11 protein-coding genes are annotated in these 13602 nt (G+C 72.2%); 6 read left to right on the top strand and 5 right to left on the bottom strand.

Going from position 1 to position 13602, the window contains the following annotated elements:
* Positions 1–140: 140 nt before the first annotated feature.
* Complete coding sequence (locus IEY98_RS30530; protein ID WP_189214158.1) at positions 141–725, top strand: LuxR C-terminal-related transcriptional regulator; 585 nt, start codon at positions 141–143, stop codon at positions 723–725.
* Positions 726–834: 109 nt separating this feature from the next.
* A complete protein-coding gene (locus IEY98_RS30525) occupies positions 835–2202 on the top strand; it encodes an Evf family palmitoylated virulence factor (protein ID WP_189214157.1) in 1368 nt (455 codons plus the stop codon).
* A gap of 36 nt (positions 2203–2238) precedes the next feature.
* Here IEY98_RS30525 and IEY98_RS30520 read toward each other — a convergent pair whose 3' ends face one another.
* From IEY98_RS30520 to IEY98_RS30510, 3 genes are all read right to left on the bottom strand, one after another.
* Positions 2239–3099: a metal-dependent hydrolase gene (locus IEY98_RS30520; RefSeq protein WP_229787759.1), complete on the bottom strand. Its 861-nt coding sequence runs from the start codon at positions 3097–3099 to the stop codon at positions 2239–2241.
* Between the two features lie 219 nt (positions 3100–3318).
* Positions 3319–4695 carry an aspartate aminotransferase family protein gene (locus IEY98_RS30515; protein WP_189214156.1) on the bottom strand — a complete coding sequence of 459 codons (1377 nt, stop codon included), beginning with the start codon at positions 4693–4695 and terminating at the stop codon, positions 3319–3321.
* Positions 4696–4729: 34 nt separating this feature from the next.
* The gene (locus tag IEY98_RS30510) at positions 4730–6220 is read right to left on the bottom strand and encodes a CoA-acylating methylmalonate-semialdehyde dehydrogenase (RefSeq protein ID WP_189214155.1); all 1491 of its coding nucleotides are present in this window, start codon (positions 6218–6220) and stop codon (positions 4730–4732) included.
* A gap of 132 nt (positions 6221–6352) precedes the next feature.
* On the opposite strand from IEY98_RS30510, the gene IEY98_RS30505 reads away from it, so the two are divergent.
* The 3 genes from IEY98_RS30505 (at position 6353) to IEY98_RS30495 (ending at position 10333) form a co-directional block, all read left to right on the top strand.
* Positions 6353–7969, top strand: coding sequence for a PucR family transcriptional regulator (locus IEY98_RS30505; RefSeq protein WP_189214154.1), 1617 nt, complete (start codon positions 6353–6355; stop codon positions 7967–7969).
* Positions 7970–8048: 79 nt separating this feature from the next.
* Positions 8049–8879: a carbon-nitrogen hydrolase family protein gene (locus IEY98_RS30500; protein ID WP_189214153.1), complete on the top strand. Its 831-nt coding sequence runs from the start codon at positions 8049–8051 to the stop codon at positions 8877–8879.
* Positions 8876–10333 (top strand): APC family permease, encoded by a 1458-nt coding sequence (locus IEY98_RS30495; RefSeq protein ID WP_189214152.1) that lies wholly within the window; start codon positions 8876–8878, stop codon positions 10331–10333. Before IEY98_RS30500 ends, IEY98_RS30495 begins: the two co-directional genes overlap by 4 nt.
* A 130-nt stretch (positions 10334–10463) precedes the next feature.
* Here IEY98_RS30495 and IEY98_RS30490 read toward each other — a convergent pair whose 3' ends face one another.
* Together IEY98_RS30490 and IEY98_RS30485 are read right to left on the bottom strand one after the other, a co-directional pair.
* A complete protein-coding gene (locus IEY98_RS30490; RefSeq protein WP_189214151.1) occupies positions 10464–10895 on the bottom strand; it encodes a nuclear transport factor 2 family protein in 432 nt (143 codons plus the stop codon).
* Positions 10896–10966: 71 nt separating this feature from the next.
* On the bottom strand, positions 10967–11440 hold the full coding sequence (locus IEY98_RS30485) for a MarR family winged helix-turn-helix transcriptional regulator (protein WP_189214150.1): 474 nt from the start codon (positions 11438–11440) through the stop codon (positions 10967–10969).
* An 86-nt stretch (positions 11441–11526) separates the two neighbouring features.
* On the opposite strand from IEY98_RS30485, the gene IEY98_RS30480 reads away from it, so the two are divergent.
* On the top strand, positions 11527–13554 hold the full coding sequence (locus IEY98_RS30480; protein ID WP_189214149.1) for an MMPL family transporter: 2028 nt from the start codon (positions 11527–11529) through the stop codon (positions 13552–13554).
* Positions 13555–13602: the final 48 nt, after the last annotated feature.

The following is a 13602-nucleotide window of genomic DNA, read 5'->3' as shown; positions in this document are numbered from 1 at the left end:
CGTTGCCCGGCTCCCGGTGGACCTGTCACCGTCTGCGGTGATCGGTGGCACGGGGAGGTGGGTCGTCGCACAGACATCCAACCGAACCGGTGGGGCCGGGGACCTGGGCGCCACAGCCCCGCGGCGGCGACGCGCGGACCGTGGGGCTCCTCGGCGTGGGGGTGCTGCGCGCCGTGCTGGCGACCGGGCTCGCCGCGCTGGGGTGGACGTGCGTCGCCGACCCGGCGACGGCCGCCCAGGCGGCGCTGATCATCCCGGGCGGCGGCATGGCGGTGGCCAAGGTCGTCGCCGAGTGCGCCGCGCGGGCGATCCCGACGGTGGTGCTCGGGTCGGTCCGCAGCCCGCAGGAGATGATCATCGCCGTGCACGCGGGCGCGACCGGCGTGGTCGACCGCGACCTGCCGGTCCTCGACCTGCTGGACGCCGTGCAGGGCGCGCTCACCGCCACCGGGCGCCGGGACGGGCTGCTGGACGCGCTGCGCGGCAGGCTGGTCCTGCAGGACCGGATCGACCGGCTCACCGGGCGGGAGCGCGCCGTGCTGGCCGGGCTGGCCTCGGGCCGCGCCGCGGCCGAGATCGCCCGCCGGGACCAGGTCAGCATCGCCACGGTGCGCGCGCACATCCGCTCGATCCTGCACAAGCTGGACGTGCCGTCCCAGCTGGCCGCGGTGGCCGAGGGGCGACGCGGCTGGCGCGAGCTGAACCTGGCCGACCACGACCCCTGAGTTGTCGATGGTGACTGAGTAGTCGATTGTGACGATGCCGCGCGACCGCGCACCGCCACAGACTGGCTCGACGTACGGCGGCCGCCGTACCGAGCCAGGAGGAGGCACCATGTGCGAGACACTGTCCGTCGCGGGCACGACGATCGCGGGTTGGCCGGGCGTGGAGGTCTACGGGAGCAACGGCGACGGCACCTTCCGCAGGCTGCACGGCTGGGACTGGTCCACCACGGCGCACTGGCACTATCAGGTCGCCACCTTCGACACCGGGTCGTACTGGGTGCCCGCGTCGACGCACCCGCCGCGGAGCTGGGAACCCACCACGCTCATCACCGGCGACCGGCCGGTCGACAGCCGCGGCGTGAACCCGAGCGGGACCGAGTACCGGCCGTCCGGCCTCTACCTCTGGATCCCCGCGATCCCGCGCGGGTACACCACGGGCCGCACCAACAACCGGGTGCAGTGCAACGCGCCGCAGCATCCGCCCAATCTGCTGAACACCGCCGCCGCGCCGGTCCCGGACGCCGCGATGGACAGCGCCCACCAACGGCTGGACCTGATCCTCGCCGAGCCGGAACCGCTGCGGGCGGCCGCCGACGGCACCAAGTTCATCGACTCCGACGGGCTGATCTCCTTCATCAACCTGTCCACCAGCCTGGTGAAGGACAACGCCGAGTTCAAGACCGGCACCGCGGTGTTCGACAAGATGGCCAACTTCTTCTCGACGCTGCGGATCAAGGTCTTCACCGCGCTGGCGAACGGGAAGATCAAGCCGTTGCAGGACGACGCGCCGCCGACCGACCAGTGGTCCCCGGCGGTCACGCACTACATGCAGTTCCTGCTGCAGGAGGCGGGCGGACTCACCGACTACTCGCTGACCCGCGAGACCTACTCCGACACCCAGTACCTCGCCGAGTTCAGCACGGCGTTCATCAAGACGGTGTTCGACGCCGTGATGGTGCCCAGCTCGATCATCAGCGGGGTGACCGGGTTCATCTCCGGCGTCAGCGACACGTTGCGGCACAGCTGGGACGACCGCACGCGCACCTACTCGGTGGCGCTGCTCGGCCAGTGCCACGAGGCCGTGCAGGAGAACACCGATCCGGACAAGCCGATCTACCGGTACTTCCCGAAGCTGAAGTACTACTACCTCTCCGTGTCGGCGCACCAGACCGAGTTCACCACGCCGTGCTCGAAGCTCCAGCAGATCACCTTCGACTTCAACTACGAGTACTACGTCACCGGGGTCAGCGCCGCCGTGCTCGACGAGACGTCGGCTGAGCACCAGAAGTTCCTGGCGTACCTGGACAAAGCGCAGGCGGTGAACTATCAGGACGCGCAGCAGAAGCTGGACATGATCCTCGACGGCACGGTCTCGGCATCGCCGGTCGCGCCGCACGGGCTGGGCGCGTTCAACGTCGATCTGCGCGCCTACCCGCTCGTGCAGGCCAACCGCTCCCGTCGGCTGACGCTGGCGTAGGGCCCCGCGATGACGACGACACGGCGTCGCGTGGGGTCAGCGCAGGTGGTCGACCAGCCTGCCGCCCTCGCCGAAGAGTTCGGCGGTCCAGCGCTCCAGCAACGCCGTGTTGTCGTCGTCGTCCGGGTGGAACCCGGGCTTGGTGTAGGCGCGGATGCGCCGGACGACGGCGCTGGTGAGGAACGGGGAGTGGCGCAGCGCCGCGATGCTTCGGAACAGCCTGCGCGGGTTGTACGCGGCGCGGTCGGCGAGCAGCGACAGGATCGTGTGCAGGACGACGCCGAACAGGAAGGCGACGTTGACCGCGCGCATGGTCCAGATGCGGCGGCGTTCGGTGCCGCCCGCCATGCGGTACACGTCGAAGGCGACGGACTTGTGCTCGGACTCCTCGACGGCGTGCCAGAGCAGCATCTCGCGCACCTCCGTGGTGCCCAGCAGCTCCTGCGCGCGTTCGTCGCTCAGCAGGGTCTCGGCCAGCGCGGCGGTGTAGTGCTCCAGGGCCGCGGTGATCGCCAGGCAGGTCATGGGGTTCAGGAGACGTTCGGCCCGGCGCAGCGCGACCCGCGTGTGCCAGTCCACCCGTCGGGTCGGGTAGCCCATCTGCTGGAGCCGCTCGTTGAGGGCGCGGTGCTCGCGGCCGTGCGTCACCTCCTGCCCGATGAAGCCCGCGACCTGCTTCTTCAGCGCCGGGTCGGTGATCTTCCCGGCCTGGTCGCGCACCGAGCGGACGAAGAAGTCCTCCCCTTCGGGGAACATCGCCGACAGCACCGCGACGATGTGGCTCATCACCAGGTCGCCCTTGACGTAGTGCCGGTCGAGCGACCCGCTCGGATACGCGAAGCGGATCCGCCGAGTCCGCACGTCGCGGTGCGGGACGGGCTTGCCTGCCATGCTCATCGCGTGCTCCCGTGCGTCGACCGACGATAGCCGGACTGACGGTAACAGCTACCGGAGGTCCTAGGTAAGCCCTCCGCCGCGGCGGGCGCCCACCAGCCGGAAACGTGTTCTCTGTGGACAAAACCGCAGGGCGATCGTCTGCCTCTTCGTCGACTGTGCGGCCCTTACCGCCGCCCTGACCCTGGCATCCGGGCTTCCGAGGTCAGGGCGGCGCGGCGGTCACAGCAGGGTGGTGGCCTCGGTCAGGGTGTGGCGCAGGATGCGCTCGATCTCGTCGAACTCCGGTTGGCCGCAGATCAGGGGCGGGGCGACCTGCACGACCGGGTCGCCGCGGTCGTCCGGGCGGCAGTACAGGCCGTTGTCGAACAGCGCTTGGGGCAGGAAGCCGCGGATCAGGCGTTCGCGCTCGTCCGCGTCCAGGGTCTGCTTGGTCGTCTTGTCCTTGACCAGTTCCACCGCCCAGAAGTAGCCGTCGCCGCGGACGTCGCCGACGATCGGGAGGTCGAGCAGTTTGCGCATGGTCGCCCCGAACGCGGCCTCGTTGTCCAGGACGCGCTGGTTGAGGCGCTCATTGTCGAAGATGTCGAGGTTGGCCAGGGCGACCGCGGCCGCCACCGGGTGGCCGCCGAAGGTGTAGCCGTGCGGGAAGATGGTCTTGCCGCGCAGGAACGGCTCGACGATCCGCTCGGTAGTGATCATCGCGCCGATCGGGGCGTAGCCGGAGCTCATGCCCTTCGCGCACGTCACGATGTCGGGCGCGTAGCCGAACTTCTCGCACGCGAACGTGGTGCCGTGCCTGCCGAACGCGCCGATCACCTCGTCGGAGACGAGCAGGACGTCGTAGGTGTCGCAGATCTCGCGGACCCGCTGGAAGTACCCCGGCGGCGGGGTGAGGCAGCCGCCGGAGTTCTGCACCGGCTCCAGCACGACCGCGGCGACGGTCTCCGGCCCCTCGAAGAGGATGGCCTCCTCGATGCGGTCCGCCGCCCACCGTCCGAACGCGACCGGGTCGTCGCCGTGCTCGCGGGCGCGGTAGATGTTGGTGTTGGGCACCCGGAAGCCGCCCGGGGTGAGCGGCTCGAACTGCTGCTTCATCGCGGGCAGCCCGGTGATCGCCAGCGCGCCCTGCGGGGTGCCGTGGTAGGCGACGGCACGGCTGATCACCTTGTGCTTCAGCGGGCGGCCGGTCAGCTTGAAGTACTGCTTGGCCACCTTCCACGCGCTCTCCACCGCCTCGCCGCCGCCGGTGGTAAAGAAGACCCGGTCGAGGTCGCCGGGCGCGGCGTCGGCCAGCCGCTCGGCCAGCCGGACCACCGGCGGGGTGGCGTAGCCCCAGACGGGGAAGTAGGCCAGCTCCTCGGCCTGGGCGGCCATGACCTGGGCCAGCTCGCGGCGGCCGTGTCCGGCCTGCACGACGAACAGGCCGGACAGCCCGTCCAGGACCCGCCTGCCCCGGTCGTCCCAGACGTAGGCGCCCTCGCCTCGGGTGATCACCGGCCCGGTCCCGGCCGACATCCTGGTGAAGTGCGGCCACAGGTGTCCCCAGGCGGCCGAGGCGCGACCGGTGGCCGCTGGCGAGTGCTCGGTGAGTGTCATGGGTGCCGTCCTGTCGTGTCAGTCAGTCGTCGTGTCAGTCGTTGCGCGGGAAGCCGAGGCTCAGCCCCCGCTGGCCGCCGTCCGGCCAGCGCGAGGTGACGACCTTGCCCCGGGTGAAGAAGTGCACGCCCTCGACGCCGTGGGCGTGCGTGTCGCCGAACAGCGAGTCCTTCCAGCCGCCGAAGGAGTAGTAGGCGACCGGGACGGGGATCGGCACGTTGACCCCGACCATGCCGACCTCGACCTCGTGCTGGAAGCGCCGGGCCGCGCCGCCGTCGGTGGTGAAGATCGCCGTGCCGTTGCCGTAGGGGTTGGCGTTGACCAGGGCCAGCGCGTCGGCGTAGGTGTTGACGCGCACGACGGAGAGCACCGGGCCGAAGATCTCGTCGGTGTAGACCGACATCGCGGGCGTGACGTGGTCGAGCAGGGTGGGGCCGAGGAAGAAGCCGTCGGACCCGAGCGCCGCGTCCCGCCCGTCGAGCACCAGCGTCGCGCCCGCCCGCTCGCCCTCGGCGATGTAGGCGGCCACCCGGTCGCGGTGGGCGGCGGTCACCAGCGGCCCCATGTCGCAGCCCAGCCTGCCGTCGCCGACGCGGATGCCCCGCGCGCGCTCGGCGATCGCCGCCACGAGCGGGTCGGCCGCCGCGCCGACGGCGACCACCACGCTGATCGCCATGCACCGCTCGCCCGCGGAGCCGAACCCGGCGCTCACCGCGGCGTCGGCGGCCTGCCCGAGGTCGGCGTCGGGCAGCACGACCATGTGGTTCTTCGCCCCGCCCAGCGCCTGCACGCGCTTGCCCGCCGCGCTCGCGCGCTGGTGGACGTACCGGGCGACCGGGGTCGAGCCGACGAACGAGACGGCCTTGATGTCCCGGTGGTCGAGCAGCCCGTCGACGGCCTCCTTGTCGCCCTGCAGCACGGTGAACACCCCGTCGGGCAGGCCCGCGCGCTGCCAGAGCCGCGCCAGCAGCAGCGCCGCCGACGGGTCCTTCTCGCTCGGCTTGAGCACGACGGTGTTGCCCGCCGCGATCGCGATGGGCACGAACCACAGCGGCACCATCACCGGGAAGTTGAACGGGCTGATCACCGCCACCGGGCCGAGGGGCTGGCGGACGGAGTGCACGTCCACGCCGGTCGAGGCGTTCTCGGTGTGCGCGCCCTTGACGAGGTGGCCGATCCCGCAGGCGAACTCCACGACCTCCAGCCCGCGCGCGACCTCGCCCTGCGCGTCAGAGATGACCTTGCCGTGCTCGGCGGTGATGATCTCGGCCAGCTCGTCCGCGGCCGCGTGCAGCAGCTCGCGGAACGCGAAGAGGACCCGGGTGCGCCGGGACAGGGAGGTGTCGCGCCACCCGGGGAAGGCGGCGGCCGCGGCGGCCACCGCGCGCTCGACCTCCTCCGCGCCCGCCAGCGCCACCCGGCGGGCGACCTTGCCGGTGGCGGGGTCGAACACGTCGGCCGCGCGGCCCGGGTCCCCGGACACCTCCGCGCCGTCGATCCAGTGCCCCACGATGTCCGCGCTCATCCCGTTCCCTCCGCCTACGACCGACTGGTTGCCCCCAGCCTCGGGTGCCCGGCCCCGGCCAACCAGTTACACAGTGCCGCTGATCAAGCACGAGGACCGACGATGTGTAAAACCGCGTGTTAGGGTCCGGCGATGTACCCGACCGTGGCGGACGTGCTCGCCACCCCCGCCGTGCAGGCGGGTCGTCCCCGGGTGCGCGCGGGCGGCGACGCACTCGACCGGCCCGTCCGGTGGGTGCACGTGAGCGAGATCAGCAACGTGGCGGGGACGCTCGAAGGCGGGGAGCTGCTGCTGTCCACCGGGATCGTCGCCACCGACCCCGGCGTCGACCTGGCCGCCTACGTCGCCGCGCTGCGCGACGCCGGGGCCAGCGGGCTGGTGGTCGAGCTGGGCGGGCACCTGCCCGCGCTGCCCGAGCCCATGGTCCGCACCGCGCGCCGACTGGGGTTCCCGCTGGTGGAGCTGCGGCGCACCGTGCGGTTCGTCGAGATCACCGAGGCCGTGCACGCCCGCATCCTCAACGTCCAGCACGAGCGGCTGCGGTTCACGCAGACGGTCAACGAGGTGTTCACGACGCTGACCGTCGAGGGGGCCCGCGTCGAGGAGATCCTGGCCAAGGCCAGCGCCCTCGGGGACCACCCGGTCGTCCTGGAGGACCTGTCCCACCACGCGATCGCCTTCAGCGGCACGACGCAGGCCGAGGAGCTGCTGCGCGACTGGGAGGCCCGGTCGCGGCTGGCCGCCGCGGGCGCCGAGACCGCGGTCGCGGGCCCGGAGCGGTGGCTGTGCACCCCGGTCGGCCCGCGCCGGGGCCGGTGGGGGCGGCTGGTCGTGCCGCTGGCGGTAACCGACGCGGACCGGGTGGCCGCGGTGCTCGAACGCGCCGCCGACACGCTCGCGATCACCCGCATGCTCCACGGCGAGGGCCGGGACGTCTCCCTCGACGCGCACGGCGGCCTCCTCCGGGACCTGCTGGCCGGTCAGCTCACCGACGAGCGGGCGATGAGCGCGCGGCTGCGGGCCCTCGGCCTTCGGCCCGGCCGCGCCTACGCCGTCCTCGTGCTCGCCGTCGGGTCCCCGGGCTCGCCGTCGGCCGCGCTGGACCAGGCAGCGCTCGACGCCGCCGCGGCAACCGCCCGCGCGCAGGGCCGGGCGGCCCTGACCGGGGTCACCGCCCCCGGCCGGGTCGCGGTCGTGTTCCCCTGTCCGTCCGAGGCCGACGAGCCCGCGGCCGTCCGGTCGTTCCTGAGCGCGATGGCCGCCCAGCCGCGCCTGCCCTCGGGCACCTCGGCGGCCGCGGCGGCCCCGGCGGGCAAGCTCACCGGCCTGTCGGCGGCGCTGGAGGAGGCGACCCACATCGCCGACGTGGTGGCCGCGGACCCCGACCGGGTCGGCGAGCGGGAGGTCTACCGCAGCCGCGACCTCGGCGCGCGCGGTCTGCTGTGGTCGCTGCGCGCCGACCCCCGGCTGCACCGGTTCGCCGAACTGCAGCTGCAACCCCTGCTCAGCCACCGCTCCCCGCGGCACGGCGACGAGCAGGACCAGCTGCTTGACCTCCTGCGCACCTATTTGGCCGCCAACGGCAACATCGCGGTGCTCGCCCGCACCCTGCACCTGAGCCGCCCGGCGGTGTACGCGCGGCTCAAGCGGCTGTCGGACGTGCTGGGCCGCGACATCGCCGACGCGGAGACCCGCCTGACGCTGCACCTCGCGGTGCTCGCCTACGACCAGGCCGCGCGCACCCCTTGACAGTGTGTCGCCGAACACACCACACGGTTTACGGATCGTCACTTGTCCGTCCGCCTGTCCACGATCGACAGTGCACCGCATGACCGAGCCGCCGCAGGATCCCGAGGCCGTCCGGATCGCGGGCCTGCAGACGCCCAGCGCGCCCGCCGACGTGCGGGCCAACCTCGCCGCGCTGGAGCGCGCCGCCGAGCAGGCCGCGGCCGCCGGGGCCCGGCTGCTCATCACCCCCGAGCTGTTCGTCACCGGGTACGACATCGGCGACGCCGTGCACGCCCTGGCCCGCGAGGACCTGGTCGGCCCGGCCGCCGGGATCGCCGCGCGCACCGGCGTCGGCATCGTGCTCGGCGCGCCGGAGCACGCCGACGGCGCGTACTACAACAGCGCGTACTTCATCGACGACCACGGCCGGGTCACCGCGCGCTACCGCAAGGCCCACCTGTTCGGCGACCTCGACCGCCGCTACTTCACCCCCGGCGACGACCTGGTCTGCACCACCAAGTTCCACGGCATCACCGTCGCCCTGCTCATCTGCTACGACGTGGAGTTCCCCGAGCCGGTCCGGGCCGCGGCGCTGGCCGGGGCCCACCTGGTCGCGGTGCCCACCGCGCAGATGACCCCGTTCGAGTTCACCGCGGACCACCTCGTCCGCACCCGCGCCTGGGAGAACCAGGTGTACCTGGCCTACATCAACCACGACGGCAGCGAGGGCTCGCTCGACTACATCGGACGCAGCAGCGTCGTCGCGCCGTCCGGCGACGTCCTCGACCGCGTCGAGCACGGCACCGGCCTGCTCGTCGCCGACGTGAGCCCCGAGGCGGTGCGGCGCGCGCAGCGGGACAACCCGTACCTCACCGACCGCCGTCCCGGCCTCTACCTGCCTCCCCCTTCCCGTGAGGACGACCAGCCATGAGCATCCCCACCACCCGCGACAGCCACGAGCCCACCGCCGAGCCCGCGCCCCGGTCGCGCCTGGCGGGCCGCCTCGGCACCGGCGGCATCGTCTTCATGGTCATCGCGGCCGCCGCCCCGCTGACCGTCATCGGCGGCAACGTGCCGCTGGCCATCGGCTCGGGCAACGGCGCGGGCGCGCCCGTCGGGTTCGTGATCGCCGCGCTCGTGCTGCTGGTCTTCTCGGTCGGGTTCGTGACCATGACCCCGCACGTGCGGGACGCGGGCGCGTTCTACTCCTACGTCACCCACGGCCTCGGCGGCAGGCCCGGCATGGGCACCGCGTACGTGGCGCTGGTCGCCTACACCGCCATCCAGGTCGGCATGTACGGCTACTTCGGCTGGGCGGTCGGCGACCTGGTGACCCACTACGGCGGGCCTTCGATCCCGTGGTGGGTCTTCGCCGTGGCCGGACTGGTCGTGGTGGGCCTGTTCGGCTACCGGCACATCGAGCTGAGCTCCAAGGTGCTCGGGGTCGCGCTGGTGCTGGAGATCGCCGTCGTCGTCGCGCTCGACGTGGCGATCATCGGCACGGGCGGCGCGGACGGGATCAGCGGGGCCTCCTTCACCCCGGAGGCCGTCGCGTCGGGACCGCTGGGCATCGCGGTGCTGTTCGCGCTCACCGGGTTCATCGGCTTCGAGGCCACCGCGGTCTTCCGCGACGAGGCGCGCGACCCCGAGCGCACCATCCCCCGGGCGACCTACCTGGCCGTGCTGATCATCGGCGTGTTCTACGCGGTCTCCTGCTGGAGCCTGATCGAGGGCATCGGCGCGAGCCGGGCGGGCGAGGTGGCCAACGAGGCGCTCAGCAGCGGCGGCAACATGCTGCTGGACTCGGCGGGCACTTACCTGGGCACGGTCCTGCGCGACGTCATGCAGGTCCTGTTGTGCACCAGCGTGTTCGCGTGCGTGCTGTCGTTCCACAATGTCATCGCGCGCTACCAGTTCGCCCTGGCGAGCAACGGGTCGTTCCCCGCGCCGCTCGCCCGGGTCCACCCCCGCCACGGCTCGCCCGCGTTCTCCTCGGTGGTCCAGACCGGCACCGCGCTGGTGCTGGTGCTCGTCTTCACCCTCGTCGGCCTCGACCCGCTCGTCGGCGTCTTCGGCTCGATGGCGGGCGTGGCCACCGTCGGCATGGTCCTGCTCATGCTGCTGACCTCGGTCGCGGTCGTCGCCTTCTTCCTGCGCGCCCCCGAGGCCCGCGCCGGACGGACGTGGACCACGGTGGTCGCCCCCGTCGTGGCGGTCGTCGGCCTGCTCGTCAGCCTGTGGCTGGTGGTCTCCAACTTCACCCTGGTGACCGGCGGCAGCGTCGGGGTGAGCGCGGTCCTCGGCCTGATCCCGGTGGCCGCCCTGATCGCGGGCGCCGCCATCGGCCCGCGCTCGCGGCTAGTCGGCGCGGACCAGCCGAAGTGACGCAGCCGGTCGGTGCTGCCCGGTCTCCCCGGGCAGCACTCTCCCGGCCGGTACCCAAATCCCTGGCGGCTGGAGGCCGCCTAGGCCAGCCGCGGCGGTTGGTTCGTTGAGCAGGCGGCGGGACGCGGGGTCACATGTCCCAGCCCGCGCGCATGGCGAAGGCGTCTACGTAGACGTCTTTGCGGGTTATCCTGTCGGACTTCAGGTGGAGGAGGTCTACGGCTTCGAAGCGGGCGTGGGTGCCTGCTTTGCCGGTGTACCGGCCGATGGGGAAGTCTGCGGCCAGGGTGGCGGTGATGGTGTACTCGATAACCGCCAGGTCGCCGCGGACAACGATTCGCGGGTTCTCTGCGTGATAGTCCGGCATTACCTGGAAGAACGCGGCGTACTGCTCCCGAAGGGCATCCGTGCCCCTGACCTCGGCTGCGCCTTCCAGGTGCAGGTGGAAGACCATGTCGTCGGCCTGCATCGACAGCAAGGTGTCCACGTCGTGGGCGTTCCAGGCGGCGCAGTAGCGGGTGACGGTTGACTCGACGTCGGTGGTGGGGTCGGTCGCGGTCATCGGGGTGCTCCTTCGCGTAGAGCCGAGACCCAAGATGATCTCCCACCTACGCCGTCGATCACCAGCGTCCGTTACGGCTCAACGAACCGGCCGCGCGCGGTCACCGTGGCGTCGATGGTGGTGGTCAAGAACCGGCCTATGACGGCGCGGTGGTCATCTGGGAGGTCGCGCCAGGCGGCGAGCAGTTCCTGCCGTAGGGGCGCGAAGAAGGCGATGCCGAGTTCGCGGGCCTGGTCCCGCATGCGCAGTTCGATCTTGCGGCGGTCGCGGGCGCTGCGGATCCGCTCGACGTGACCGGCGCGTTCGAGTCGGTCGAGCAGCGACGTGGTGGCCGAGTTGCTGAGGTTCAGCGCCGCCGCGAGCGCGGTGGGGCTCAGCGGGGTGCCCGCCTTGGCCGCGTCCATGATCACCGCGAGGGCGTTCATGTCCGTCCGGTGGACGCCGTGGACCTCGGCGAACATCTCGGCGAACCGGTCGGACTCCACGGTCAGCCTGCGCAGCAGGGTGATCAGCACCTCGTCGTCGAACCGCTGTCCGTCCGCCATGCCGCCCCTCCGGTTGCCGCCCGTGCGGGCCCACCATATCCTTCGGTCACCGAAATTTCCTGCCGTCGAATTTACTGGAGCCTGGTATGCGGACAACCCGGCGGTGGCTGGTCCCGGCCGTGGTCCTGGTGGCGTGGCTGGCCCTGGGCTCGCTCGCCGGGCCGTTCGCGGGCAGGCTCGCCGAGGTGTCGGAGAACGACGCCGCCGGGTTCCTTCCAGCCTCGGCGGAGTCGACGCAGGTCACCGAGCTGCAGCGGCTGTTCAGCGACCGCCAGGGCGTCCCGGCCGTCGTCGTGGCCCAGCGCGCCGACGGGCTGACGGCCGCCGACCGGGACCACCTGGCCAGAGCGGCGGACAAGGCGTCCGCCCTGGGCGAGGTCTCGCCGGTCCTTCCCTCGGACGACGGTGCGGCGGCGCGCGTGATCGTGGCGCTGGCCCCTGCGCAGGAGCCCGCCGAAAGCGTCGCCGCGCTGCGCGAGGCGGTCGGCGAGGGCGCGCCGCCCGGGCTGACCGTCCTGGTGACCGGACCGGCGGCGCAGGGAGCGGACCTCGGCGAGGCGTTCGGCGGGATCGATGGGCTGCTGCTGCTCGTCGCGGGCGCGGTCGTGGCCGTGATCCTCGTGGTGGTCTACCGAAGTCCGCTGCTGCCGCTGTTCGTCCTGCTGTCCGCGGTGTTCGCGCTCGGTGTGGCCAGCCTCGTGGTCTACCTGTTGGCCGACAACGACGTGCTGGCGCTCAACGGACAGAGCCAAGGCATCCTCTTCATCCTGGTGTTCGGCGCCGCCACCGACTACGCCCTCCTGCTCGTGGCGCGCTACCGCGAAGAACTGCGCAACGCCGACAAGTACACGGCCACAGCGCGCGCGTGGCGGGCGACCATCCAGCCCATCGCCGCCTCCGCGGGCACGGTGATCCTCGGCGTGCTGTGCCTGCTGTTCAGCGACCTCAACTCCAACCGGGGGCTCGGCCCGGTGGCCGCCATCGGCATCGCGGCGGCCCTGGTCTCGGCCATGACCTTCCTGCCGGCCGTGCTCGCCCTGGCCGGTCGGGCCGCGTTCTGGCCGTTCTCCCCCAAGCCCGATGCGCCGTCCGACGGCGGCGGCTTCTGGGGGAAGGTGGCCAGCCGGGTCGGCAGGGCGCCCCGCGCCATCTGGATCGCCACCAGCCTCGCGCTGCTGGCCCTGGCCGCGTTCTTCCCGCAGCTGAAAGCCTCCGGCACCGCGCAGTCCGACATCTTCCTGACGCCCGTGGAGTCGGTGGCGGGTCAGGAACTGCTCTCCCGGCACTTCCCCGGCGGCACGGGCGCGCCCACCATCGTCGTCGCCCGCGCCGAGCACGGCGAGGCCGTCACCCGCGCCGCGCGCGTCGACGGCGTCGCCGACGCGCGGATCACCGGGCAGGCGCAAGGACTGGTGCGCGTCGAGGCGGTGTTGTCGGACCCCGCCGGGTCCGAGGCGGCGGTCGCGACCGTGCAGCGGCTGCGCGAGGCGGTGCACGCCGTGCCGGGCGCCGAGGCCAAGGCGGGCGGCCCGACCGCGCAACTGCTCGACACGCAGCAGACCTCCGAGCGGGACCGGCAGGTGATCATCCCGATCGTGCTGGTCGTCATCTTCGCCGTGCTGGCGCTGCTGCTGCGGTCCCTGCTGGCGCCCCTGATGCTGATCGCCACCGTCGTGCTGTCGTTCGCCGCGACCATGGGCGTCTCCGCCCTGGTGTTCAACCACGTCCTCGGCTTCCCCGGCGCCGACCCGGTGGTGCCGCTGTTCGGGTTCGTGTTCCTCGTCGCGCTCGGCATCGACTACAACATCTTCCTGATGACCCGCGTCCGCGAGGAGGCCGCCGCCCACGGCACCCGGGACGGGACGCTGCGGGGCCTGCGCCTGACCGGCGCCGTGATCACCTCCGCCGGGGTGGTGCTCGCCGCGACCTTCGCCGCCCTGGCGGTGCTGCCGATCCTGTTCCTGGCCCAGATCGCCTTCATCGTCGCGTTCGGCGTCCTGCTCGACACCCTGGTCGTGCGGTCCCTGCTGGTGCCCGCCCTCACCCTCGACATCGGCCGCCGCGTCTGGTGGCCGTCGGCCCTCAGCAGGCGAAACGCTGAACAGGCGGAGTGAAGGTTGCGTACGGTAGCATCGCGTGCACTCTCTGACGTAATGAGGTGT

Source organism: Actinokineospora fastidiosa (assembly GCF_014648415.1).
In the GTDB taxonomy this organism is placed as follows: Bacteria; Actinomycetota; Actinomycetes; order Mycobacteriales; family Pseudonocardiaceae; genus Actinokineospora; species Actinokineospora fastidiosa.
The sequence above is the reverse complement of the archived record's forward strand: the minus strand, read 5'-3'. Positions and strand labels throughout refer to the sequence as shown.

Bases quoted from the DNA above. Each gene is read 5' to 3' on its own strand.
- IEY98_RS30495 (WP_189214152.1), top strand. From the start codon at position 8,876: ATGAGCATCCCCACCACCCGCGACAGCCACGAGCCCACCGCCGAGCCC.
- IEY98_RS30490 (WP_189214151.1), bottom strand. From the start codon at position 10,895: ATGACCGCGACCGACCCCACCACCGACGTCGAGTCAACCGTCACCCGC.
- IEY98_RS30485 (WP_189214150.1), bottom strand. From the start codon at position 11,440: ATGGCGGACGGACAGCGGTTCGACGACGAGGTGCTGATCACCCTGCTG.
- IEY98_RS30525 (WP_189214157.1), top strand. From the start codon at position 835: ATGTGCGAGACACTGTCCGTCGCGGGCACGACGATCGCGGGTTGGCCG.
- IEY98_RS30520 (WP_229787759.1), bottom strand. From the start codon at position 3,099: ATGAGCATGGCAGGCAAGCCCGTCCCGCACCGCGACGTGCGGACTCGG.
- IEY98_RS30500 (WP_189214153.1), top strand. From the start codon at position 8,049: ATGACCGAGCCGCCGCAGGATCCCGAGGCCGTCCGGATCGCGGGCCTG.
- IEY98_RS30505 (WP_189214154.1), top strand. From the start codon at position 6,353: ATGTACCCGACCGTGGCGGACGTGCTCGCCACCCCCGCCGTGCAGGCG.
- IEY98_RS30480 (WP_189214149.1), top strand. From the start codon at position 11,527: ATGCGGACAACCCGGCGGTGGCTGGTCCCGGCCGTGGTCCTGGTGGCG.
- IEY98_RS30510 (WP_189214155.1), bottom strand. From the start codon at position 6,220: ATGAGCGCGGACATCGTGGGGCACTGGATCGACGGCGCGGAGGTGTCC.
- IEY98_RS30515 (WP_189214156.1), bottom strand. From the start codon at position 4,695: ATGACACTCACCGAGCACTCGCCAGCGGCCACCGGTCGCGCCTCGGCC.